Raw genomic sequence first — 23,840 nt, forward strand, 5'->3', positions numbered from 1 at the left:
TGATAAAATCTTCAAGTTGCCGAGTAAATATCAGTATTTTATCTTTGTTATAAACACCCCCCTTTTTAGGTAATTGCTAGTTTAGTTGGCGACAAAATTAAATTTATAAATTCAGAGGCTATTATGACTCAATCTGCGGAAGTAACCACTAAAGATTTGTCTTCTTCCACGGCAATTTTAACTGTTGATAGTTTATCTCCTATTCATTTGCCTGTTTGCAAAGCAACGTTAGGACCTGATGTTATTGACGTGACCCAATTGGCAAAAATTAATCGATTTACCTATGATCCGGGATTTCTATCTACCGCATCCTGTTCTTCTAAAATAACATTTATCGATGGTGATAAAGGTATCTTACTTTATCGTGGCTATTCGATTGATCAACTTGCTGAAAAATCAGATTTTATAGAAGTTGGTTATCTGTTGCTTCATGGTGAATTACCCGATCAAATTCAAAAACAAAGTTTTAATGAAGAAATTAATCAACATACGATGGTGCATGAGCAGTTACGTCATTTTTTTCATGGATTTCGCAGAGATGCTCATCCCATGGCAATTATGTTAGGTGTTGTTGGGGCATTATCCGCTTTTTATCATGACCTATTGGATATTCATAATAAGGAACATCGTAAATTGGCTGCGTTAAGATTAATTGCTAAAATGCCAACCCTTGCTGCTATGTCGTATAAATATGCGACAGGATTACCTTTCATGTATCCTCTCAACCATTTGAGTTATGCAGAGAATTTTATGCATATGATGTTTGGGGTTCCTACCGAAGAAAACCCGCCTAATCCGGTGTTAGCACGAGCTTTAGATAAAATTTTTATTTTACATGCTGATCATGAACAAAATGCTTCTACTTCTACTGTGAGACTTGCAGGTTCAACGGGAGCTAATCCCTACGCCTGCATTTCTGCAGGCATAGCCGCTTTATGGGGCCCCGCTCATGGCGGTGCTAACGAAGCATGTTTAAATATGTTGCTTGAAATAGGAGATATTTCACGAATTAATCATTATATTGACAAGGCGAAAGATCCCAATGATCCTTTTCGATTAATGGGCTTTGGACATCGTGTTTATAAAAATTATGATCCAAGAGCAGCAGTGATGAAAAAGACATGCCATGATGTGTTGGAAGAAACTGGGCAAAAAGAAGTTCCCTTATTTAAACTTGCATTAGCTTTAGAGAAAATTGCTTTAGAAGATCCTTATTTCATCGAAAGAAAATTGTATCCTAATGTCGATTTTTACTCGGGTATTACTTTAAGTGCTTTGGGGATTCCTACTAATATGTTTACAGTAATTTTTGCTTTAGCTCGCACGGTAGGTTGGATTTCACAATGGGAAGAAATGATGGCTGATCCTAAACTTCGCATTGCAAGACCTAGACAATTATATATTGGAAATACGCAAAGAAAATATATACCTATTGAAAAAAGATAATGAAATCCCCATAAATAACTAACTAGTTTTAAAATTAGAAATTTAAAGTTAAAAAATGCTTATAAAGAACACTAAATTTTTTAATAATGATAAAATATTGCTGAATTATCTATAATTTATCGATATAATAAAATTTCTATTTAGGTTTATACTTCTTGATTAAAGAAAATATTATTTAATATCACCTTAATTTTAAGAAGGTATATTGGTTGATTGATATTATATTAACTCTAAGGAATACAATATGACGAATGCTAAAATACAAACAACAACTAAACGAGGTAGACCACCCTTAAGTGCAGCAAAAAAAATGCAACGTAGTAAGGCTGCTTTAAATGCGCGTATGACTCAAAAAGCCTTACGTGCCAAGATTACTATGCTGAAGGTCAACTTCAAAGAAAAGCTGAAAATTGCCGAACAAGAAGCTTATCAAAAAGCGCTGGAAAAGGTTGTTAAAATTGAACATAAAAAAATGGAAGCTAATTTCAAAGCTTTAGCTGTTGCAAAGGCTAAAGGAAATAGAAAAAGAATGAAAAGAATGTTAACGACAAAAGGTAGAAGACCTTCTCAGCTCAATATAGCTAAAACAGGTACTATTCGTAAGCGTGGTAGACCGAGAAAAATGAAGTAATTTTTAATATGCTAGTTATAGAGGAAAATTAATCCATTTTTTGATTATAACAATAAAAATAGGTTGAAGATAAACGCTAAACTTACTTGAAATCTTGATAGAAAGGTCCCTTGGTTTGGACTATATAAAATGAGATTTTTAGAGTGTATTTAGCTTAGTAAGGATTACCAGAAATAACTTATTTTTGGATAGGATTATTCTATGTTGATAAGAAGTCGTATGGTTTTGAGCTAGAGCTTTGTCCTAGGTCGAACTAAAGTAAGAAAACTAGAATAGTCCTTAAATCTCCAAATTTCAGCATATTAGTGACCGAAGCAAATATAGGAGCCACCAGCAGCTATAGCGTAATATCTTCCTCTAACAGGCTTTTTAGTGCTCAATTACTCCAATAAAGCCAGGAGTGCATGCGTTTTAACCCTAATAAAAGACGCATAGCGTCCATTAAAGGCTTACACGGCAGAGAGGAAAATGTAAGCCTTTTGACTAATAAAACTGGCTAAATACGTTCAAATATTGTACGAATTATGCTATAGTGGCTTCTTCTGCTAAATAAGCAGGAGGGGGGGTTATATAGTGATATTAAAGAAAATAACAAGTTTATTACTGCTAGCCAGTGGTCTCTTCGTGATGACCGTTAATGCTAGTCCAGTAAGCCAAAACGCTAACGTGCAAGCTGAGCTACAACAGTTCAGTCAGCGAGCTCCAGGCCTTAATCCTAAAGTATTACAGTTAGGTTTAGAAGCTTATAACAAAGCTAGGCAGGAAGGTTTAGACAATCAACATATTTTAACCATTATTGATTATACTAAGCCATCAACAGCACGAAGATTGTGGGTGTTAGACCTTAACAACAACGCTGTACTTTTTAATGATTACGTTGCCCATGGACAAAACAGTGGTGGCAACTATGCAACTTCCTTCTCGGATAGACCAGGAAGTTTAGAGTCAAGTTTAGGTGTGTTTTTAACTGAATCAACTTATCAGGGTAAACACGGTTATTCTTTGAAGTTAAAAGGTTTAGAACAAGGATTTAACGATAGGGCGGAATCTCGTGATATCGTAGTCCATAGAGCGGATTATGCGACAGCGCAATTTGCGCAGCAGCACGGTCGTCTAGGACGAAGTTGGGGTTGTTTTGCAGTCAGTCCAGCAGTTGCCGATTCATTAATCCATTCGATTAAGAACGGGACGCTAGTATTTGCTTACTATCCTGATCCATCATGGTTATCAAAATCGCAGTTTCTTTCATAATAAAGAATACTAAAGATTAACCGCAAGCAGCCTTAGGGCTGCTTTTTTTTGTCTGCGCTTTAGGTCTTTTAATTTAATTAACAATAATTAGATTTTAACTAGAGTTTTCTTTAAAATTTCTTCATAAATTAAAGCCAATTGCTCAAGATCGTCAATAGAGACAGATTCATTAATTTGGTGAATTGTGCGATTACAAGGACCAAACTCAACAATTTCTGCGCCTAAAGGAGCAATAAATCGGGCGTCAGAAGTGCCCCCCGTCGTTGAAACGCTAGGCGTAATGCCAGTAAGTTTTTTTATAACATTAAGGCAAGCTAAACGTAATTGACCTGAAGGACTTAGAAAAGGAAGTCCGCCACGTTGCCAAGTGATTTGATATTTTAAATGATGTTTTCTTAAAATACCTTCTACGGTATCTTCTAATTTTTTAGCAGTAGTTGCAGGAGAATAACGAAAATTAAATTTAACCTCTATATTATCTGGGATAACATTACCCGCGCCCGTACCACCATGGATATTAGAAAACTGTAAGCTGGTAGGTTGAAAATTTGGGTACGCTATTCCTTCATCCCAGTTGGTATTCAGTAATTCGGCTAGACTTGGATTAAAACGATGAATCGGGTTTTCGGCTAATTGAGGATAGGCAATATGACCTTGTTTCCCTTTGATGATCAAATCGGCTGATAAAGACCCACGTCGACCAACTTTTAAAGTATCACCCAATTTTTCTTCGCAGGTAGGCTCGCCAACTAAGCAATAATCTATTTTTTCGTTTCTGTTTTTAAGTACTTCCGCGACTTTTACTGTGCCATTGATGCTAGGGCCTTCTTCATCACTCGTAATTAACCAAGCTATGGAACCACTATGATTAGGATGTTCATTAATAAATTTTTCACATGCTATTAACATTGCAGCCAGGCTACCTTTCATATCGGCGCTACCACGACCGTAGAGTTGGCCATTGCGAAGGGTAGGTACAAAAGGAGGGCTATCCCATTTATCTAATGGACCAGTGGGAACGACATCCGTATGCCCAACAAAAACAAGTAAAGGGGAATCTTTTCCCCGTCTAGCCCAAAAATTATTGACATCTGCAAATGGTAAGTGTTCAATCGCAAAACCTAAGCGCTTTAAGTGTTGACATAAAATAGTTTGACAGCCCTCATCTTCTGGAGTAACAGAGGGTCGAGCAACAAGCTGTTGAACTAGTTCAATAAGAGATAACATAAGTGCTTTTTGGCTATATTAACTTTGTAAAATATGATTCTACCTTAAAGGGGCTACTTATAGGAAATGGGATTTTATGCATAAGTTATAGAGTTTTAGGAATTAAAAATAACTGAAATCAATACAATAAGTTTTTCAACTATTTTCATATGAAAAATAACTTAATTAAATACATTTTTTATAAAATTGGCTTAACGTTGTCAGAGTGGCAACCCTACCAACCTCGTGTATACTTAACAGCAAGTTTAGGTGATGGAAAGAATGCTTTATGACGAGCACTTTAGTATTTATTTATTTCGTTATTGTCTTAGCATTTATCTTCGACTTCATTAATGGTTTTCATGATGCGGCTAACTCCATAGCTATTATGGTCGCAACAAAGGTTTTAAAACCTTTAACCGCAGTATTATGGGCGGCATTTTTTAACTTTATTGCTTTCTTATTTTTTCATCTAAGTGTTGCGACGACTATAGGCTCAGGGCTTATAGAACCTCATATCGTTACCCCTTATGTGCTTTTCGCAGCGCTAACGGGAGCTATCATCTGGAATCTTTTAACCTGGTATTTTGGTTTACCTTCAAGTTCGTCTCATGGATTGATAGGAGGGCTAGTCGGTGCGGCTTTAGTGGCGGGGGGCTGGCATGTTTTAAATTGGCATGGATTACTACCTGTTTTAATAGCAATAGTTTTGTCACCTTTATTGGGGTTATCAATAAGTTGGCTGCTGATAAAATTGACGCATTTTTTTTTAAAAGATGTAGATTCCAATAAGACTCAACGTTGGGCTAAGCGCGCCCAATTCGTTGCAGGGGCTCTATTAAGTTTAGGTCATGGTGGTAATGATGCCCAAAAAACGATGGGTATTATTGCAGTATTATTATTTTCTACCGGTCTTTTGAATGGACATTTCTATGTTCCGTTTTGGGTAATCATTTCTTGTAATTTTGTTATGGGATTGGGGACACTGATAGGGGGGTGGCGTATTGTGCATACGCTAGGAAATAAAATAACCCAATTAACTCCTTTAAGTGGTGGATGCGCTGCGACAGGTGCTGCGCTCACGTTATTTGTAGCGACTGATTTAGGTATTCCAGTTTCCACTACGCATACCGTCACAGGAGCGATTCTTGGAGTAGGCTCAACAAATGGTTGGCTTAATACCCATTGGCCCACTATACGACGAATTATGTGGGCATGGATCTTAACCATCCCAGCAGCAGGATTAGTTGCTAGCCTTGTTATGATTTTAGCAACACCTTTGAAAATGGGTTTACATTAAAAAAATCATTACCTACTCAGCAATTTGGTTTGACACGCGCGATAACGAAATAAACGGAACGTATACAAGATAATAAGGATTGCGAGTTGGGCGGCAACCATATAATGTCTAAAAATTCTTATTCGTTATAAAAAATAAAAATTCAATCTTATTTAGGTCTAGACTTTTGTACTCGCATGACTTCGCTTTCATCGTCTGCAAGATTGGAACTCGAACATACTAATTTTTTAAAGATATTAGAGAATGAACTTCCTTCACTAGAAGTTGCTATTTTAGAAGAATTGGCTGAAGTTTCTGTGGATATTTTATTTGTATTTTCAGAGCTAGAATTACCTGAAGTCCCCTTATTAGGCTCAGTTGATTTCTGCATATATCACTCCTTGTGATGTTAATTTAGATCAACCTTAATTACAGATATTTTATCCTAAATACACCCATTAAGTATACTATAGAATGCTGTAGATAAAAATAATATTTAACATTATTTTTTATTACTTTAATGGTTTTTATATCTACTTAAAGACAATATACAATAAGATAAGTTACTTAATAAATAAAAATATGGCCCGCTGGACGTTAGGGTTTTTAATCGGTGTGGTATGGATCACGCATTTTTCGCATTTACCTTCAGTAAAACTAGCGTACTTACTGATTTCTCTAAGTGTTATTTTAATTAGCCTAACTTTTTTTAAGCCATTTTTTTCTTCGAACTGGATTTTACTTTTCGTTGCTTGTTGTTTAGGTTTTTCTTGGTCATTGATAATTGCCCATCAACGACTTACTCAACAATTTCCAAAAATATTGGAAGGGAAAACCTTGATGGCTAAGGGACGTATACTAACTATTCCAGAAAATCATTCGGGTGCCGTGCGCTTTGATTTCCTTATCCAAAACCTAGAGACTTCCGTACCTATACGATACCCCATACCTGTGCGTATTAAGGGATATTTTTATAAAAACTCAAAAATATTAACTGATTTTAAAAAAGGAGATATCTGGCAATTTGCCTTGCGTCTACGTCGACCCCGCGCTTTTTGGAATCCCGGTAGCTTTGACTATCAAGCCGAGTTATTTCAACAGAACATTTGCGCTACGGGGTATCTCCTAGACAAATATCCTTGGTATTTAATTCAACGCGCAAATGCTTATTATTTTATCGATAATTTACGTCAAAAAATTACTGAAAATGTAAAAAAAGCTTTGCAAGACTACCCGTTAGTAGGACTTGTTAGCGCATTGACGACGGGGATACGCTGCGAAATTACCGATGAACAGTGGCAAGTAATGCGTGGAACAGGGACAAATCATTTATTTGCTATCTCAGGTTTACATCTCGCCTTTATTGCAGGAATGATTTATTGGATAGTTCGTTTTATTTGCTGCAGGTTACCCTATGTTACTTTGTATATTCCGGCACCGAAAATTGCCAGTGCCTTGACGTTGTTATCAGCCATTTTCTACAGTGCTTTAGCAGGATTTGCTATCCCGACTCAACGTGCTTTATTGATGTTATCCGCATTTTCATTGGCGATAATAAAGCGACGTTATTTTAGCAGTTGGCACTCATTTTATTTAGCATTATTGATTATTTTAATCATAGAACCTTTTTCAGTTTTATCAGCGAGTTTTTGGTTATCCTTTACAGCAGTTATACTCATTTTTTATGCTGTTTCAAATCGCATCAAGCCCCTAAAGAATTGGCGAGCTTGGTGTCGAATACAATTGACGGTTAGCTTAGGATTAATCCCTTTATCCTTATTATTTTTTCATCAAATTTCTTGGATTAGTTTTGCGGCTAATTTAATAGCTATTCCAACTATTGGGTTTTTAATTTTGCCGCTTAGTTTATTAGGTAGTTTACTGAGCTTAGTAAGCTTAGCTTTTGGAAGCCACATCTTAATTTTTGCTGAACAATTACTGGAGTTACTATGGAAAGTACTCAATTTTTTTCAGAAATACGCTTAGCTCAATATTACGCATATTTAGCAAGTCCTTGGATATTAATTTCAAGTTTAATGGGTATGTTATTACTTTTGGCACCTAAGGGAATGCCAGCTCGGTGTTTAGGTTTCATTTGGATCTTGCCTTTATTTTTTGGACAAATCCAGAGACCAGAATATGGAGATATATGGATTCATCTTCTCGATGTGGGGCAAGGATTAGCCAGTGTAGTTCGTACGCAGCATCACGTCTTGATTTATGATACAGGCCCTCGTTTAAGTCCATCCTTTGATGCAGGAAAATTGGTCGTACTTCCTTTTTTACAAACTATCGGTGTTCAAAAGGTGAATTTAATGGTGATTAGTCATGGCGATAACGATCATAGTGGTGGAGCGATGATTATTTTAAAACAAATACAAGTCGACAGGGTGCTGAGTAGTATTCCAAAAAAATTTCTACCCAACATCGTAAATTTATGTGAAGAAAAGATGTATTGGCAGTGGGATGGAATTAGTTTTGAAATTTTATATCCCCCTAAGCATCATTTTTATATAGGAAATAATAGTTCATGTGTACTAAAGATTAGTAATCGTTTACAAAGTATTTTATTAGTGGGTGATATTGAAAAAGCAGCGGAAAACTATCTTATTCATGCAAAGCAAAAAGATTTGCAAAGTACAGTATTAATAGTGCCACATCATGGCAGCAAAACTTCTTCAAGCATAGAGTTTTTAAACCTTGTACAGCCACTCTATGCTTTATTTCCAACGGGTTTTCACAACCGATTTAAATTCCCACATAAAATTGTATTAAATCGCTACCAACGTTTAGGTTCTAAAATCTACAATACTGCGACACAAGGAACTATTACATTAAAACTAAACACATTCTCTAATACAATACAAGCAGAGACTTATTACGAAAAAAATCATCATTTTTGGCAAAACATTGAGGAATAAAAGATTTTAAATATTAATTTTGCGAAGCGCATTATAAATTAAAAAGGGCCGTAAAACGGCCCAAGGGGGTATATCTGTGTTAGTAACGTCCTTGTAGCATCCATGCTGACACTACATCCATGTAGTGTAGACATCCTTATCTATTCCAAATAACATAAGGACTTGCTAATTAATTTCCATATAAACAATCCTCTTAAGATTATTACCGAAAATTAAATCCTTGATTAGATCATTAGCAACACACATTACATAGATTAACAAAGTTATAATTTATTACAATGGGTGTTTGGCGGCTTCAGTTTTAACTTACACACTTTTGAGTAAAGACTTACAGAAGTAAAGCAATGAATTAAATAAATGCTAAAAGAAAATTTATAACTAAAATGAGTTAGTGTTTAATTATTTATGTCAAAAGATTTTGCTTTAAATCATCACAAAATATTGAAGAATTAAACTCATGATTTAATAACCATTTTTTAATTGATATTTCTTTTCCCAAATAACCGCCTAAACTTCCTTGGGCGATAACACGGTGGCATGGGATTAATATCGGAAGAGGATTTGCTCGACAAGCATTCCCTATAGCTCGCGCACCCGTTTTTAATTGTTGGGCGAGGGATCCATAACTAACGGTTTTTTGTTTAGGCAATTTGCTTAATGTTTGCCATACCTTATTTTGAAAGGGTGTTCCTTGTAGCTGGTAGGGGATGTTAAATTGAAAACTTGGATCCTGGAAATACTGATTAAGCTGATTTACGATACTTTCTACAATTTCTTCATTAGGGTCAATTAACGCCCTATCATCATTCAAGAAATCAAGTCTGGTAATTAGTTGATCGATAGTGGAAATTCCTATCTTACCAATGGGAGTTTGGATGATAGCTTTATAAAACATAAAACGGTTAAGTTACTATACTCTTCTTTTGTTGCAGTTTGTAGCAAAGCATTTTTCGTCATTGCGAGCGCATAGCGCGCGGTCATCCATTGAAAAGCTTAATTTTTTCTGGATGGTCGCGGCCTCACGGGTGTTTCGGCCTCGCCATGACGGACCCATTAATTTTTGTACTGCACAAAGATTAGTGGCTATTCTAAAGGGTTGTTATCGCTAACATCTTCTTTTGTTGGAATAGAAGTTTGCATAGCGGTTACTAGTTTTTCTTTAATACGTGCCGCTTTACCGCGAAGATTGCGTAAATGATACAGTTTTGCTTTTCGAACATCGCCACGTCTTTTAATTTCTATGCTTGCTGTTAAAGGACTATAAAGAGGGAAAACTCGTTCCACCCCTTCACCATGTGAGATCTTTCTTACGGTAAAAGCAGAATTGAATCCACGATTACGTCGAGCAATAACAACCCCCTCAAAGGATTGTAATCGTTCACGTGTGCCTTCTTTAACCTTAATTTTAACTGCAACAGTATCTCCAGCACGAAAGTCAGGAATGTCCTTTTTTAATTGCATTTGTTCTTTTTCAATAATGTGTATGAGATTGCCCATCACTAACTCCAAATTTTATTCGCTATTCTCACGGATGAATTCGGCTAATAATACCTGCTCTTGCTGGCTAAGTATATGCTTTTTTAATAAATCTGGTCGGCGTTCCCAGGTTCGTCCCAAAGCTTGTTTTAAACGCCAACGAGCGATGGCGGTGTGGTCTCCCTGTAGCAAAACATCGGGAACAGTTTGCCCATCTATCTGTGCAGGGCGTGTATAGTGCGGATAGTCTAATAGAGTCGAGCTAAAGGAATCTTGCGAAGCAGATTCCAGATGACCTAATGCACCTGGTTGTAGGCGGACTATAGCATCAATAAGGCACATCGCGGCTAGCTCTCCGCCACTCAAAATAAAATCCCCTATAGACCATTCCTCGTCGACTTCACTGTTTATTAGGCGTTGATCAATGCCTTCATAACGACCCGCGACTAAAATAAGTCCTTTACGTTGACTTAATTCTTGAGCCGCAACTTGATCGAACCCTTTCCCTTGAGGTGATAAACAGCTGACCAGTGGAGTCGTATGTAAGGTTTGTTGGCGCGACTTAGCCATCTTAATTGCGGCTAATAGCGGCTCAAACTTCATTACCATCCCGGGCCCGCCTCCGTAAGGGCGGTCATCAACAGTATTATGTTTATCTACCGTAAAATCCCGAGGGTTCAAATAGGATATTTTTATCAGGCCTTTTTTTTGTGCGCGCCCAGGTATACTCAAATTTAAAGGAGTAAACATTTCAGGAAATAGGCTAATAATTTGAATATCCATTAAAATTCAGCATCCCAATCGACAATCATAGTTTTATTCTCTAAATCGATAGACTTAATGGTTTGATCTAATAAAAAGGGAATTAAATGCCTTTTTGTATCAGTGATCACCAATACATCGTTAGCACCCGTCGCAAAGACAGCTTGGATTACACCAAGATAAATGTTTTTACAGGTATAGACTTTTAAGCCCTCTAAATCTGTCCAGTAATACTCACGCGCTGTTAAAGGAAAGAATTTTTCTCGGTCAACATAGATTTTATAATTTGTATAAAAACACGCCGATTCAGGCGCTGTGCAGTTTGCAAGTAGCGCTAATATCTGTTGACCGTGAAGACGGCAATCTATTATTTCAATTAGAATAGGTGGGGAAGAGGATTTATTAGGTGCTTCTAAATACCAGGGTCGGTAATCGATAATATTACTGACAGGTTCTGTATATGAATTAATTTTAACCCAACCTTTGACACCGTAAGGTTTTCCTATCGTGCCTACTAAGACCTTTTTTTTTGCCATCTTTACCTCTTTAACTCGAATTGCAGCGGTATTTATTAAGCGTCTAAATGTAGAGAGGTGGTCTTAGTAAGCTTTTGTATTAAGCGGCTATCGCCTGGTCGTCATTTTTCTTAGAGTCATTAGCTTCATTTTTAGCTTTTTTCAGGAGACTTCGGACTTGCGCTGAAGTTTGAGCTCCTTGGGATAACCAATAATTTACCCTATCTTCTGCAATCTTTAACGCTACTTCTTTACCTGTAGCAACCGGATTATAAAAGCCCAAACGCTCAATATAGCGTCCGTCACGCGGTTTCCGGCTATCTGTTACAACAATGTGGTAGAAGGGGCGTTCGGTGCGGCCGCCTCGTGCTAAACGAATGGTAACCATGGAATAAGTCTTCCTCTCTATTTGTACTATTTAAACGCTCAATTGAGTGAGCTTGCGTTAATAGTTAATGTTTAACATAAGCTTGCTAGATTGAAACCTGCCCGGATTCTACGCAAATTTTACTAATTTGGGAAGGGCTTTCCTTAGGCTTTATAGACCTTATCGCGGGTAGTGGTTCTGTAGCCCTTGTAACAGTCTGCTCATGGAGCCAGGTTTGGAGAAGCGCTTCATCATTTTTTGCATTTGATTGAATTGTTTTAGGAGTCGGTTAACATCTTGGATTTGGCTGCCAGAACCATCAGCAATACGGCGTTTTCGGGACCCTTGAATGATGTCTGGAAAAAGCCGTTCTTTTTTGGTCATAGATCGGATAATAGCTTGCATTTGAGAAGTCAATTTTTTATTGAGCGTATTTTTAGCGCTAGCCAATAAAGCCGCATTGTTGCTGTCAGGGAGTTTACCTAAGAGCTGCTCCATCCCTCCCATATTGTCCATTTGTATAAGCTGATTTAAAAAATCTTCTAGATCAAATTTTTTGCCTTTTTGCAGTTTTTGATTGAGTTTTTGGATTGCTTTTTGATCGGTGTGACGTTGCACTTCTTCAACTAATGAAAGAACATCACCCATGCCGAGTATGCGCGAAGCAATTCTATCGGGATAAAAAGGTTCAAGCGCCGTTACTTTTTCGCCGGAGCCGATAAATTTAATCGGTTTACCTAAAGTAAATTTTACTGATAACGCGGCGCCTCCGCGCGCATCACCATCCATTTTACTCAGGATAATCCCAGTAAGAGGGATAGCTTCATCAAAGCCCTTTGCTGTTTTTACAGCGTCTTGACCCATCATGCTATCGAGTACGAATAAAGTTTCTATGGGGTTACTGATCGCGTGGATAGTACGCGCCTCATCCATCATCGCGCTATCAATATGTAAACGACCGGCTGTATCGATAATAACAACATCTATCCCTTTATTTCGGGCAGCTTGCATAGCAGTTTGAACAATAAAAGTAGGTGTTTGTGCGTCGTTACTAGCATGAAATACTACACCGATACTTTCGGCCAAGTTTTCCAGTTGTAAAATAGCGGCAGGGCGATGAATGTCGGTACTTGTGACCAAAACCGATTTATTTTTATGTTCTTTTAGCCAATAAGCTAATTTTGCAACCGTAGTTGTTTTTCCTGAACCCTGTAAGCCTGCTAGCATAATTATGGCTGGCGTTTGTGTGGAAAGATTTAATTCGGCAAGATTTTCACCCATTATGCTCGTTAAGGTATCACTCACGATTTTTATAAAAGCTTGACCAGGCGCTAAGCTTTCTGTGACTTTTTGACCAATGGCGCCCTGACGCACTTGTTCGATAATTGTTTTGACAACGGGATAAGCAACATCCGCCTCAATCAAAGCTTTTTTTACTTCACGTAGACTTTCCTTAATATTGTGTTCGCTTAAGCGACCTTGGCCACGAATATTTTTAAAAGATTGTTTTAAACGAGCGGTTAAATTGTCAAACATGATTTTATAGTGATCCTGGATTTATCATAATTTTTAATGGGACTAAGTCTACACATAGTGGAAAAGCCCAAGTTTATAAAAAGCGACATGATGAATGACCCGAAAAATTCTGTTATTGTATCAGGTAAGCTGAGGAGTAAGCGAATCTCACTATGGTGCCCTATGCTGATTTTATTCATATTTTTCTTTCGACTCTAGCACTAATTGTGTTAGCCAGTGCGGCACTCCAAGCATTGCTATTAGCTGGTCAGGAATGGATGCTTAAGCATAAACAAGCTATCGGGTTTATTCAATATTTTCCTCCTTTAGAAGTGATGGAAGTCTATCTATTTAAACTGATTTCTATTGCTATCGTTTTACTGACATTGATTTTGACAACCAGCTTGATTTTATTTCATCCGGTTTTTGAGCAGCGATTATGGAGAAAGATACTTTTATCGCTGCTAGCCTGGGGAGTGCTGTTAATGTTATTAATCGGGAGAAGCTATTTTGGTTGGCGGGGGAAAATTGCGATAAGCTGGACGTTAATTGGCGCTAGTTTAGTTGGAGTAGTTTATTTAGGGGCGATTTCTTTCATGCCTAATCTTTAAAGGATGAGACCTTAGCGCATGCATTATTCATTTGCATTTCTAGTTGGTTTACTAGTTTTCTTATTACTAGCAGCTGTGTTTTTTTCATTGGCAGAAGCTGCCATGTTATCTATAAATAGGTATCGATTACGTCATTTAGTGAGGCAGCATAACCTTCTCGCTAAACGTGTACAGGACCTATTAAAAAGACCTGACCGTTTGTTGGGGGTTATCCTTTTATGCGGAACTTTTGCTGACATCCTGGCTTCGGCAGTAGTTACGTTGCTTGCACTGCACTACTTTTCGGCATCAGGTGTTTTTTTAGCAACTTTAGTACTTACTTTTGTAGTGTTAATTTTTTGTGAAGTAGCACCAAAAACTTTGGCGACTTTATACCCTCAGCCGATTGCATTATTTGCGGTATGGCCGCTAATTATTTTGCAGCATATTTTATACCCGTTAATTTGGCTAACAAATCTAATGGCGAATTCTACCTTACGTTTATTAGGTATAAAAAATCCAAAATTAAAGCCTGAACAATTATCACGCGATGAATTAGTAAGTTTACTGCGCGAAGGTACAGGGCATATGCCTAATGATTATAAAAATATGTTACTCAAGGTATTAGAACTGGGTAAAGTGACAGTAGAAGATATTATGATTCCAAGACAGGAAATTATTGGTATCGATATTAATCAGCCTTGGGACGTCATTTTAAAACAATTAATTAAGAGTGAATATACACGCTTACCGATTTATCGCGGTTCGCTTGACGAAATAATAGGAGTTTTACATTTTCGAAAAGTTTTAAATAGCTTAAGTCAGCAACAATTAAGTAAAGAGGTATTAATCGAAGCGGCAGAAGAGGTTCATTTTATACCTGAAGCTACGGCATTAAATAGTCAATTGCTAAATTTTCGGCGCGAGAAACATCGTATTGGTTTAGTTGTCAATGAATATGGTGAAATTCAGGGTCTTATTACCTTAGAAGACATATTGGAAGAGATTGTTGGTGAATTTACTACTGATATGGCATTAATGCGTCGCGCTGTTTCATTACAAGCAGATGGCAGTTATTTGGTGGATGGAGGAATTGCATTACGAGATTTAAATCGTCAATTAAATTTAAACCTACCTTTGCGGGGTCCTAAAACCTTAAGTGGATTCATTATTGAGACTCTTGAAGTTATTCCAAAAGTTGGCACGGTGTTTCAGTTTGAAAATAAAACTATGGAAGTAATTTTGATTAAAGATAATATGATTAAAACCGTTAAGATTTTTCCAAATCGTTCTACTTTATCTGAAAATATATAATTAGATTTTCTATTAAATTTATTTTTTTGAAAAAAAATAAATAGTTGATATAATTACTTAGGATATTTTAATTGAATTAATTTTAGAAGGTTATCAAATGATGCGAAGAGTTACAGGGATATGTGCTAGTTATTGTACAAGAAATTCTCCATTAGATTTGGTGAAGAAAGACTTATATTGGCAAAAAATGAAAGGATTAGGATCAACCACATTCACTTCAACTTCTTTTGATAATAAGGAAGAGTCTTTATCAGATATGAACCAGGGATGTTTACCAGGAAATCAAGATAACTCAGGAAAAAATTTAAATTTTTTCTTAAAAAATTTTCCCAAAACAACTACAACGGAAAACTCTATAGAAAATTTCATATCTAAATCGCCCACACCTACCAAATAATTCTTTTTCGAATTTTTGAAAAATATACTCACAGCAATGGGATTTTTGGCAAGACGCCGCGAGAATGAAGCAACCTTCGTTTATTCAAGATACATGAGGATTGCGAATTGAGTGACAACACAGCCAAAAATTCAAATGCGAAGAGTTATGTTAAAATAGATAACGTATTCCTACACCTACGGCATTAGAGCTCAAGTTACCGGCTCCAAATAATCCCCAAGCACCACAGCGATGATGTGCTCTGACCACAAACTGCAAATCGGGGTGACTAGGTACTGCAAAAGTCGCTTCTACGACTAGAAAATTCAATAATCTCTTGGCATTATTATTGGATGAATCGTGCTCTTCGCGTAGAGGAATGCTGGTTACATAAGAGAGTCCATCTCCGATGGCGAAAGTCGTCGTGACGTAATGATCCCAAGGAAAAGTTTTCCAGCGAAAATTTAAGTAAGGGTCAAACTCATAAATGAGACCGTTTGGATCACGTCGCTGCGTTATATTTCCCGCGACTTCGATAGTACTGACCAAAGGACGAAAAAAACGGCGTAATGGGTTAGTTGGATCTAATTCATAGGACAAATCGATAGAGTTCATGGTCCCGTATTTAAATTTAACATCTTGGGCGGTTAGCACCGGTCCAATATTACTATTAGTCATCCAACTATGGTAGAACAGGATCCCCCAGCGCTTATCAGGCGCAGCCATACTCTTCGCATTTGAATTTTGGTCTGTGTTGCCGTTCAACTTGCAATCCTCATGTATGTTAATTAACGAAGGTTGCTTCGTTTTCGCGGCGCCTTGACCAAAATCCAATTGCTGTGAGACTATATTTTTAGCAGGTTCTGCTAATAAAGGGGTAGTGGACAGGCATAATAGTAAAGCCAAAAAATATCTATGCATAAATTTATTATTATTATTTTTATATTGCGCAATATTATAAGGGAGGCAGGGCGGTAATTCAACAAAAGGCCCATTAATAAGAGGGTTAGACTTAAGGCAAGTTTATCCAAATAAGGCTCAGCATCCGACCTGTTATATGGTCTCTGCGGTAAGAGAAAAAACGCAGCTTATCGGAAAAAGTACAGTAGTCACCTCCATAGATGGAGCTTATCCCTCGCTTATTTAAGCGTTGCTTAGCCAACTCATATAGATTTGCCTGCCATAGGTTGTTCTCTATAGGCTGAAAAGCGCTTTCAGCAGCCCTATCTTTGGTTAAGAAAGACTGAAAAACCTCTTTTCCGACTATAAATGCTTGAGGGCCGATAGCAGGGCCTAACCAAACTAATATATCGCTTGGGGGCAGAGCGAGTGCATCGATAGTAGTTTCGATAATGCCGTTACTTAAGCCTTTCCAACCGGCATGTATGGCGGCAACACAGTAACTACTGGAGCTGCAAACTAATAAAGGTAAGCAATCGGCGGTTTGTACGGCGCAAACGGTTTGAGTTGTTTTTGAATAAATAGCATCAGCCGCAAGACTAGAAGGGGGATGATCAGCTGAAATAGCAGTGTTCCCGTGTACTTGTTCTAACCAGGTAATGGGTTTTTTTAAGTGTAAGTTTTTTTTTAGTAATTGGCGGTTTTTAGATACATCGTCCTGATTATCACCTACGTGCGTGGCGAGATTTAAACTGTTATAGGAAGCATGACTAAAGCCGCCGGTTCTTGTCGTTGCGTAGGCCTTGATCCAATGTGGAGCTGGCCATTCAGGAGTGATCAAATCAAGCATTGAGTTTATCTTCTCGTAAACAATTAATTAATTGATGCATATCCTCAGGCAAAGGGCTTTGCCACTCCATGGGTTGCAAGGTAATAGGATGTATAATTCCCAAGCATTGTGCATGTAGAGCTTGACGAGGAAACTGTTGCAAACAATTAATCAGCAATTCGCTGGCTTTTTTTGGTAAGTGAAAGCGTCCCGCATAGGTTTTATCACCGACCAATGGATGATGGATATGAGCCATATGCACGCGAATTTGATGAGTACGTCCAGTTTCTAACTTTACTTTAATAAGTGTGTGATGATTAAAACGCTCCATGACTCGGTAATGGGATACCGCCGGTTTTCCACTCAATAATTCTGTGACGGCCATTTTCATTCTTAGTCTCGGATGACGACCGATAGGTGCGTTGATAGTTCCTCCGGCGATTAACAAACCTTGAATAACAGCGATATATTCGCGTTTCATGGTTCGTGCTTGTAGTTGTTTGACCAATTTAGTATAGGCGTTTAAAACTTTAGGAATAATCAACAAACCAGAGGTGTCTTTATCTAAACGATGTATAATTCCTGCCCTAGGAAGGTTTTTGAGCGCTGGTAAATAATGTAGTAGCGCATTAACCAATGTTTTATGCGTATTTCCTACCGCGGGATGGACCACTAATCCAGCGGGCTTGTTAACTACCAGCAAAGCTTCATCCTCATAAATAATATCGAGAGGGAGCTCCTCTGCTTCCCAACTAACTTCTGCACTCAAGCGGGCCAAAATAGTAATTTTAGCCCCTGCTTTTATTTTATCCCGTGGTCGCTTGAGTTCATCATCAACCCAAACTTGTTGAGAACGAATCCACAGTTGTAAACGAGTACGGGAATAAGCAGGAAATAGCTGACTCAAAATTTGATCGAGACGCTGATCTGCTAAATGTTCGGGGACAATTGCTTGACAATTTATTACTTGAGCTGTGTTTTTCATAGAATATCGCTATAATGCTGACGGGAGCGATGCCTTTTTATTATGACTTAATAGAGGATACTATCTATGTTCAATGTAGCAAGCAATCTTGAATCCAACGAACGCCTTTCACGTTTAGTGATTGGTATCGTCTTATTGATTGGTGTGTTATTGGGTCTAGGCAAACTATTCGCATTTTTAGTGGGAGTTATACTCATTATCGAAGCAATTATAGGTTGGTGTGGAATCCCCATTTTGGCAGAAAAATTTAAGCTGAATGAGATTTTCCGTAAAAAAGATTAAGTTTGTTAGTCAAATTGAATAATACACTCACAGTAATTGGATTTTTGACTAGGCCGCCAGAACAAAGCAACCCGAGTGTATTGACATGCATGAGGATGGCGAGTTAAGCGGCAACACAGACAATCATGCAAATGCGAAGAGTATAAATTAATTTGACTTTTTGGACGTTGGATAAGAATAGCCAGTTGTTTCGCTTATTCCTTCCTTCACTTTAAAAAAGGGAATAAAGCATAGCTTTATTGAAAAATAATTGTGAAAATATTTAAATTTGTTTTTTTAGTGGGTTTTATATTGGCTATGCTGACTGCATGTGCCAGTCATTCCAATGATCCATTTATTGCTTTTAAAGGGCAAACGGTTAATCAAATCTACCAAAATGCAAAAGAATCATTGCTAGACCGTAATTTCAGTCAAGCTATTAAGGCTTACGAAGCATTGGATGTGCTGTATCCCTTTAATCGCTATGCCGAAAAAGCTCAATTAGAATTGATATATGCATACTATAAAGATGGTGATGCACCGTCGGCGAAGGCCGCTGCGGAACATTTTATCCATCTATATCCCAATAGCGAACATATTGATTACGCATATTATATGCAAGCAATGGCCGACATGGATCAAGATCGAGGATGGTATTTACGTTATGTACCCATTGATCTATCTTTGCGTGATCCAGGCACAATGAGTTTGGGATATCAAGAGTTTGCTGAATTAATTCGTCGCTATCCCGACAGCCAATACGTCCCTGATGCACGCCAGCGCATGATCTATTTGCGCAATTTATTTGCAAGTTATGAATTAAATATTGCTGATTATTATTTCCGTAGAAAGGCCTATGTCGCTGCGGCAAACCGTGCTAATGAGATTATACAACGTTATCAAGGAGCTCCAGAAGTCAAAAAAGCTTTGATTATTATGATTAAGGCTTATCGTATTTTGGGCTTAGAAGAATTAGCAAGTCAGAGTCTGGCAGTGTTTAGGTTAAATTATCCCGACGCGGATTATGTAACTATTTAACTATACTCTTCGTGCTTGACATTGACTGTGTTGCTGTGCAACTCGTAATTCTCATGTGCACGTTGCTGCAGATCGTTGCATATATACGGTATTTGGCAAAAATCCAATTAGTATGAATGTAAAAATTATGAGCAGTTACTCATGTTGATAAAAAACCTGAAGTAATCGGGTAGCGGCGCTCTCTGCCAAAAGCTCTGGGCGTTATGCGAGGACCGGGTGCTAATTGACGGCGTTTATATTCATTTTTGTTAACTAAATTAATAACTTTTTGCACTGTTTTTTTCGCAAATCCTGCTTTAACAATAGCATCTATACTTTTATCTTGTTCTATGTAAAGTTCTAAAATTGGATCGAGTTGCGTATAAGGTGGAAGTGTGTCTTCATCCTTTTGATTTTCAGCGAGTTCAGCCGTGGGCGGACGCGTTAATAACAAATCAGGAAAAATACCATCCTGGTTACGGTATCTCGCTAATTGATAAACGCGAGTTTTAGAGACGTCCTTTAGTACAGAAAATCCACCGGCCATATCGCCATATAAAGTACCATAACCCACAGCTAGCTCACTTTTATTCGTACAATTTAAAAGCAAACTTCCTTCTTGATTAGATAACGCCATGAGTAAAATAGCACGGCAGCGTGCTTGGATATTTTCAGTAGCAAGCCCTGTAGGAGGATGTTTCGGATCGAGATTTAGCGTGCTTAAACAAGCCGAAAAACTTGGTTCAATAGAAAATACACTCAATTTTATCCTTAATTGTCCAACCAGTGTCTGTACAATCTCTTGACTCACTTTGGAGGTATAACGAGAAGGTAAAAAGACTGCATGAACACGATCTTTACCTAAAGCATCTACCGCAATAGCTAATACTAATGCAGAATCTATACCGCCGGATAGGCCAATTAATACCCCTGGGAAATGATTTTTTTTGACATAATCACGCACCGCTAACACTAAGGCTTTATAGATGGCTACATCAATTGTAGGTTTGGGTAAAAGAGCTTGTGGTATAAATTGAACCGATGAATTAATTTTGAGGTCAACTAACCATAATGTTTCTGTAAAAAAACCTGCCTCTGCCACAAGATGTCCTTTAGCGTCAAAGGCTTGCGAACCCCCATCAAAAACTAAATCGTCTTGCCCACTGATGCCATGTACATAAAGGGCAGGCAGATTTGTTTCTTTTATGCGAGCATCCATGACCTGTAAACGTTGCTTGGGTTTTGTATAATCGAAAGGAGAAGCGTTGATACATACTAGTAATTGCGCACCATTCTCTTTAAGTTCTGAAGAAGGGTCGCTGTACCATAGATCTTCACAAATTAAAATACCTATACGCAACCCTTTTATTGTAAATAAACCATTTGAATTTCCAGGCTTAAAATAACGGGTTTCATCAAAGACGCCATAATTGGGTAAATATTGTTTATGGTAGGTACTAACAATTTTTTTATTTTCTATCAGGCTTGCAGCATTAAAAATTTCTTTAGCATGATAATCTGGATGACCCAATAAAATAGCGAGATCCGTAGATTTTTCTTGAATAATTTTTAAGGCATGTTGGATTGGTTTTTTAAAATCTTCTCTTAAAAGTAGATCTTCAGGAGGATAACCACTTAATGCAAGTTCAGGAAAAATCAATAGGTCAACTGAGTCTTGTTTGGCTTTTTGTATACTATGTAAAATTATTTGTGTATTGCCTTTAATATCACCCACTAAGAAATTTAATTGTGCTACGGCAATACGGAATATTGTTGGCATAATAACCTCGAGCTTAGGGTGTGTTAACAATTGCACGATGACGGCGAAAAAGAGCTTTTTTTCTGCGTTTCGTTACTTACCTACTTTGTGTATGCTCCGTTACGATACTCAAAAAACAATCCTTTTTCTCTCATCCTAGCACAATTGTCAATACACTTTATCTTGCCCAACGCATTAGTATAATAGCGATGAACATAAAAATGAGTATAGGGAGTAGTGCGGCTAAAAAGGGCGGCCACTGATAGACGATGGCAAATGGACCAAAAAAATCATTTAAAAGATAGAAACCAAATCCTACTGCGACTCCTGCAATAGTTTTTAAACTAGTAGCTAGAGTTCTTAAATGTTTAAAAGTAAAAGGAATAGCTAAGCAAAGCATAACCCAAATAGCAGCGGGTTGTAGTATACGTTGCCAAAATGCTAAAGAATATTGACTGATATTTAAAAGGTTTTTCCGACGATAATGAATATAATCATTCAGCTGTCTTAAAGACATTTCTTCTGGTTTTATAATAGAAATATTCAAGAGTTTAGGACTAAAAGAAAACGGCCAAATTTCATGTGCAGTATGTTTGGCTTGAATTTTTTTTAAGCTAATTATACTCGTTGCAATATCACTAGCATTCCAAACATTCCCTTCATAATTAACCTGTTTGGCAAAGCTCGCTGTCAGTAAATTATTGTTATCATCAAATTGGTAACGACTTACTTTATTTAAATGAGCGGGATCCAAAATAGATTGTATATAAATATAATAATGTCCATCGCGAATCCAAACAGCTCCTTGTTGAGTGATCAGGGTTTGTCCATTTGTGGTCAGCGAGGATTTATAATTTTCTGCGAGACGAGCAGCACGCGGTGCTAATCCTTCGCCAATCAAAACAGTCAGAAAAACCATCAGTAAAGTCGCTTTGATTAAACTCCAAGCCATTTGATAAAGAGACACACCATTAGAATGTAGTATCATCAGTTCGCTGTGTTTCGCTAAAACACTTAAACCAAGAATACTGCCAAGTAAGATAGCGACTGGAAAAAAGCTGTAAAATTGCGATGGTAGAGTGAGGAGTACATAATAAAAAGCACTTCCTAAGGTATAGTGACCATATCCAATATCGCGTGTTTCACTAATTAGTTTAATCAGAGAAAATAATACTAACAATATTCCAAGTACAGAAAGAGTTGTACTAATAATGGTTCTACCTAAGTAGCGATCGATGATTTTCATGGTCTTAGCTTAACTAAACGGAATAAGTGATATTTGACCCTATTCCATCCTAAAGCATAACACCAGGCAAATATGATGGTAAGAATGAGCAGACCATGTATCCACCAGAGACCCCAGCGGTAAGAGATATCACCATTTTCTATCCAATTACGTCCTACCAGTAATAAATTAAGGTACATAATATAAATGATTATGGCCGGTAATATATGTAAATACTTTCCTTGTCTCGGGTTAACTCGACTCAAAGGTATGGCCAGCAACGCCAAAAGTAAAATCGAAATAGGAGCTGAAAGTCGCCATTGTAGTTCAGAAAAGTAATTGGGTTTATTAGCTTGATTCGCATTCCATAAAGTAATACTCGACAAAGCATCTTGCTGTTTATTAGTCGCAGTAGTATCTAAATCAATACGTATTCCATATTTTAGAAACTGCGTAATATAATATTCTGTTTGTCCGGGTATTCCCTGGTAGCGCTTGCCATTTACTGCGACAAAAAAAGGCTCTTTGGTAGCAGGGTTGATCATTTGATAACCACTGTTGGCACTAAGAATAGTCCAAGGCGTAATTTCAGAGGGTAATTTTTGTGGGTTTGTTTGCGCCAGAAAAATATTTTTTACTGATTTGTGATCTGAAGAGACACTTTCCACATAAACAATGCGATGCCCCCCATTTGTTTGTTGAAAACTACCAGGTTGTACAGTTTGTAATTCTACCGCTATCCCCGTTTGATTCAGGAGTTTATTTCGATAACTTAATAAAAATGGGTTTAACCATAAATTTAAACCTGCGACTATAAAGGTTAGAAGGAAAATAAAGGGTAGACTTAAACGCGTTAACCGACCTAGACTAAACCCACATGCATTAAGGACCGTCATCTCATAATCGGCATAAAGGCGACCATAAGTGAATAATATGGCAAGAAATAAGCTAAAAGGTAGAAGTATCGCTAAAAAACGAGGAGATTCGAGGATTATCAGTTCCCATAAAATACTGGCCGAAAATTTCCCGCCTGCTACCTGATTAAGGTAATGAACAAATTCATTACTCATTAAAATAAGGAATAAAAGGCTAGTAATGAGAGAAACGCTAGTGAGAATCTCTCGAGTTAGATAACGAAAAAGAATCATTTTTTAGGTTAAAAATAGAAGAGCCTAAATTATTTCATAAAGAGGGTATTGAATCTAGCAAATAAGT

25 protein-coding genes are annotated in these 23,840 nt (G+C 37.4%); 12 read left to right on the plus strand and 13 right to left on the minus strand.

Features of this window, described 5'->3' with window-relative positions:
* The first annotated feature begins 156 nt into the window (after positions 1 to 156).
* The 3 genes from gltA (at position 157) to AAHF87_RS06415 (ending at position 3,328) form a co-directional block, all read left to right on the plus strand.
* Positions 157 to 1,446 (plus strand): citrate synthase, encoded by a 1,290-nt coding sequence (gltA, locus tag AAHF87_RS06405; protein ID WP_342147888.1) that lies wholly within the window; start codon positions 157 to 159, stop codon positions 1,444 to 1,446.
* Positions 1,447 to 1,690: 244 nt separating this feature from the next.
* Entirely contained in the window at positions 1,691 to 2,077 is a 387-nt protein-coding gene (locus AAHF87_RS06410; RefSeq protein ID WP_342147679.1) for a hypothetical protein, read from the plus strand.
* Positions 2,078 to 2,650: 573 nt separating this feature from the next.
* Complete coding sequence (locus tag AAHF87_RS06415) at positions 2,651 to 3,328, plus strand: murein L,D-transpeptidase catalytic domain family protein (protein WP_342147680.1); 678 nt, start codon at positions 2,651 to 2,653, stop codon at positions 3,326 to 3,328.
* A gap of 87 nt (positions 3,329 to 3,415) precedes the next feature.
* Here the strand turns inward: AAHF87_RS06415 and dapE are convergent, their stop codons facing one another.
* A complete protein-coding gene (dapE, locus tag AAHF87_RS06420; protein WP_342147681.1) occupies positions 3,416 to 4,555 on the minus strand; it encodes a succinyl-diaminopimelate desuccinylase in 1,140 nt (379 codons plus the stop codon).
* A gap of 268 nt (positions 4,556 to 4,823) precedes the next feature.
* On the opposite strand from dapE, the gene AAHF87_RS06425 reads away from it, so the two are divergent.
* The 4 genes from AAHF87_RS06425 (at position 4,824) to AAHF87_RS06440 (ending at position 8,734) form a co-directional block, all read left to right on the plus strand.
* The gene (locus tag AAHF87_RS06425; protein ID WP_342147682.1) at positions 4,824 to 5,834 is read left to right on the plus strand and encodes an inorganic phosphate transporter; all 1,011 of its coding nucleotides are present in this window, start codon (positions 4,824 to 4,826) and stop codon (positions 5,832 to 5,834) included.
* A gap of 176 nt (positions 5,835 to 6,010) precedes the next feature.
* Positions 6,011 to 6,220, plus strand: coding sequence for a hypothetical protein (locus AAHF87_RS06430; protein WP_342147683.1), 210 nt, complete (start codon positions 6,011 to 6,013; stop codon positions 6,218 to 6,220).
* A gap of 175 nt (positions 6,221 to 6,395) precedes the next feature.
* Positions 6,396 to 7,799 (plus strand): DNA internalization-related competence protein ComEC/Rec2, encoded by a 1,404-nt coding sequence (locus AAHF87_RS06435; RefSeq protein ID WP_342147684.1) that lies wholly within the window; start codon positions 6,396 to 6,398, stop codon positions 7,797 to 7,799.
* On the plus strand, positions 7,763 to 8,734 hold the full coding sequence (locus AAHF87_RS06440) for a DNA internalization-related competence protein ComEC/Rec2 (protein ID WP_342147685.1): 972 nt from the start codon (positions 7,763 to 7,765) through the stop codon (positions 8,732 to 8,734). The genes AAHF87_RS06435 and AAHF87_RS06440 overlap by 37 nt, the downstream gene beginning before the upstream one ends.
* Positions 8,735 to 9,137: 403 nt before the next feature.
* Here AAHF87_RS06440 and AAHF87_RS06445 read toward each other — a convergent pair whose 3' ends face one another.
* From AAHF87_RS06445 to ffh, 6 genes are all read right to left on the minus strand, one after another.
* Positions 9,138 to 9,629, minus strand: a complete 492-nt coding sequence (locus tag AAHF87_RS06445) for a methylated-DNA--[protein]-cysteine S-methyltransferase (protein WP_342147686.1) — start codon at positions 9,627 to 9,629, stop codon at positions 9,138 to 9,140.
* A gap of 188 nt (positions 9,630 to 9,817) precedes the next feature.
* Complete coding sequence (rplS, locus tag AAHF87_RS06450) at positions 9,818 to 10,231, minus strand: 50S ribosomal protein L19 (RefSeq protein ID WP_342147687.1); 414 nt, start codon at positions 10,229 to 10,231, stop codon at positions 9,818 to 9,820.
* Positions 10,232 to 10,246: 15 nt separating this feature from the next.
* On the minus strand, positions 10,247 to 10,999 hold the full coding sequence (gene trmD / locus AAHF87_RS06455) for a tRNA (guanosine(37)-N1)-methyltransferase TrmD (protein ID WP_342147889.1): 753 nt from the start codon (positions 10,997 to 10,999) through the stop codon (positions 10,247 to 10,249).
* A complete protein-coding gene (gene rimM, locus AAHF87_RS06460) occupies positions 10,993 to 11,508 on the minus strand; it encodes a ribosome maturation factor RimM (protein ID WP_342147688.1) in 516 nt (171 codons plus the stop codon). Before rimM ends, trmD begins: the two co-directional genes overlap by 7 nt.
* 79 nt (positions 11,509 to 11,587) lie before the next feature.
* Positions 11,588 to 11,875 (minus strand): 30S ribosomal protein S16, encoded by a 288-nt coding sequence (gene rpsP, locus AAHF87_RS06465; protein WP_342147689.1) that lies wholly within the window; start codon positions 11,873 to 11,875, stop codon positions 11,588 to 11,590.
* Between the two features lie 159 nt (positions 11,876 to 12,034).
* Positions 12,035 to 13,390, minus strand: coding sequence for a signal recognition particle protein (gene ffh, locus AAHF87_RS06470; RefSeq protein ID WP_342147690.1), 1,356 nt, complete (start codon positions 13,388 to 13,390; stop codon positions 12,035 to 12,037).
* A 152-nt stretch (positions 13,391 to 13,542) separates the two neighbouring features.
* On the opposite strand from ffh, the gene ccsA reads away from it, so the two are divergent.
* The 3 genes from ccsA to AAHF87_RS06485 all read left to right on the plus strand — a co-directional run bounded on the left by ccsA (position 13,543) and on the right by AAHF87_RS06485 (position 15,670).
* Positions 13,543 to 13,980, plus strand: coding sequence for a cytochrome c biogenesis protein CcsA (gene ccsA, locus AAHF87_RS06475; protein WP_342147691.1), 438 nt, complete (start codon positions 13,543 to 13,545; stop codon positions 13,978 to 13,980).
* 18 nt (positions 13,981 to 13,998) lie between these two features.
* Positions 13,999 to 15,273, plus strand: coding sequence for an HlyC/CorC family transporter (locus AAHF87_RS06480; protein ID WP_342147692.1), 1,275 nt, complete (start codon positions 13,999 to 14,001; stop codon positions 15,271 to 15,273).
* A 97-nt stretch (positions 15,274 to 15,370) separates the two neighbouring features.
* Entirely contained in the window at positions 15,371 to 15,670 is a 300-nt protein-coding gene (locus tag AAHF87_RS06485; RefSeq protein ID WP_342147693.1) for a hypothetical protein, read from the plus strand.
* 150 nt (positions 15,671 to 15,820) lie between these two features.
* Here AAHF87_RS06485 and AAHF87_RS06490 read toward each other — a convergent pair whose 3' ends face one another.
* From AAHF87_RS06490 to rluD, 3 genes are all read right to left on the minus strand, one after another.
* Positions 15,821 to 16,570: a hypothetical protein gene (locus AAHF87_RS06490; RefSeq protein WP_342147694.1), complete on the minus strand. Its 750-nt coding sequence runs from the start codon at positions 16,568 to 16,570 to the stop codon at positions 15,821 to 15,823.
* 91 nt (positions 16,571 to 16,661) lie between these two features.
* Positions 16,662 to 17,399 (minus strand): peptidoglycan editing factor PgeF, encoded by a 738-nt coding sequence (gene pgeF / locus AAHF87_RS06495; protein ID WP_342147695.1) that lies wholly within the window; start codon positions 17,397 to 17,399, stop codon positions 16,662 to 16,664.
* Positions 17,392 to 18,363, minus strand: coding sequence for a 23S rRNA pseudouridine(1911/1915/1917) synthase RluD (rluD, locus tag AAHF87_RS06500; protein WP_342147696.1), 972 nt, complete (start codon positions 18,361 to 18,363; stop codon positions 17,392 to 17,394). Before rluD ends, pgeF begins: the two co-directional genes overlap by 8 nt.
* 66 nt (positions 18,364 to 18,429) lie before the next feature.
* Between rluD and AAHF87_RS06505 the strand changes: the two genes are divergently transcribed.
* Together AAHF87_RS06505 and AAHF87_RS06510 are read left to right on the plus strand one after the other, a co-directional pair.
* The gene (locus AAHF87_RS06505; protein WP_339050021.1) at positions 18,430 to 18,645 is read left to right on the plus strand and encodes a YgaP-like transmembrane domain; all 216 of its coding nucleotides are present in this window, start codon (positions 18,430 to 18,432) and stop codon (positions 18,643 to 18,645) included.
* A 252-nt stretch (positions 18,646 to 18,897) separates the two neighbouring features.
* Complete coding sequence (locus AAHF87_RS06510; protein WP_342147697.1) at positions 18,898 to 19,662, plus strand: outer membrane protein assembly factor BamD; 765 nt, start codon at positions 18,898 to 18,900, stop codon at positions 19,660 to 19,662.
* 139 nt (positions 19,663 to 19,801) lie between these two features.
* Here AAHF87_RS06510 and AAHF87_RS06515 read toward each other — a convergent pair whose 3' ends face one another.
* From AAHF87_RS06515 to lptF, 3 genes are all read right to left on the minus strand, one after another.
* A complete protein-coding gene (locus tag AAHF87_RS06515) occupies positions 19,802 to 21,421 on the minus strand; it encodes an NAD+ synthase (protein ID WP_342147698.1) in 1,620 nt (539 codons plus the stop codon).
* Positions 21,422 to 21,578: 157 nt separating this feature from the next.
* Entirely contained in the window at positions 21,579 to 22,646 is a 1,068-nt protein-coding gene (gene lptG, locus AAHF87_RS06520; RefSeq protein ID WP_342147699.1) for an LPS export ABC transporter permease LptG, read from the minus strand.
* Complete coding sequence (gene lptF / locus AAHF87_RS06525) at positions 22,643 to 23,773, minus strand: LPS export ABC transporter permease LptF (RefSeq protein WP_342147700.1); 1,131 nt, start codon at positions 23,771 to 23,773, stop codon at positions 22,643 to 22,645. The genes lptG and lptF overlap by 4 nt, the downstream gene beginning before the upstream one ends.
* Positions 23,774 to 23,840: the final 67 nt, after the last annotated feature.

Source organism: Rickettsiella endosymbiont of Aleochara curtula, from assembly GCF_964030935.1.
GTDB lineage: Bacteria > Pseudomonadota > Gammaproteobacteria > Diplorickettsiales > Diplorickettsiaceae > Aquirickettsiella.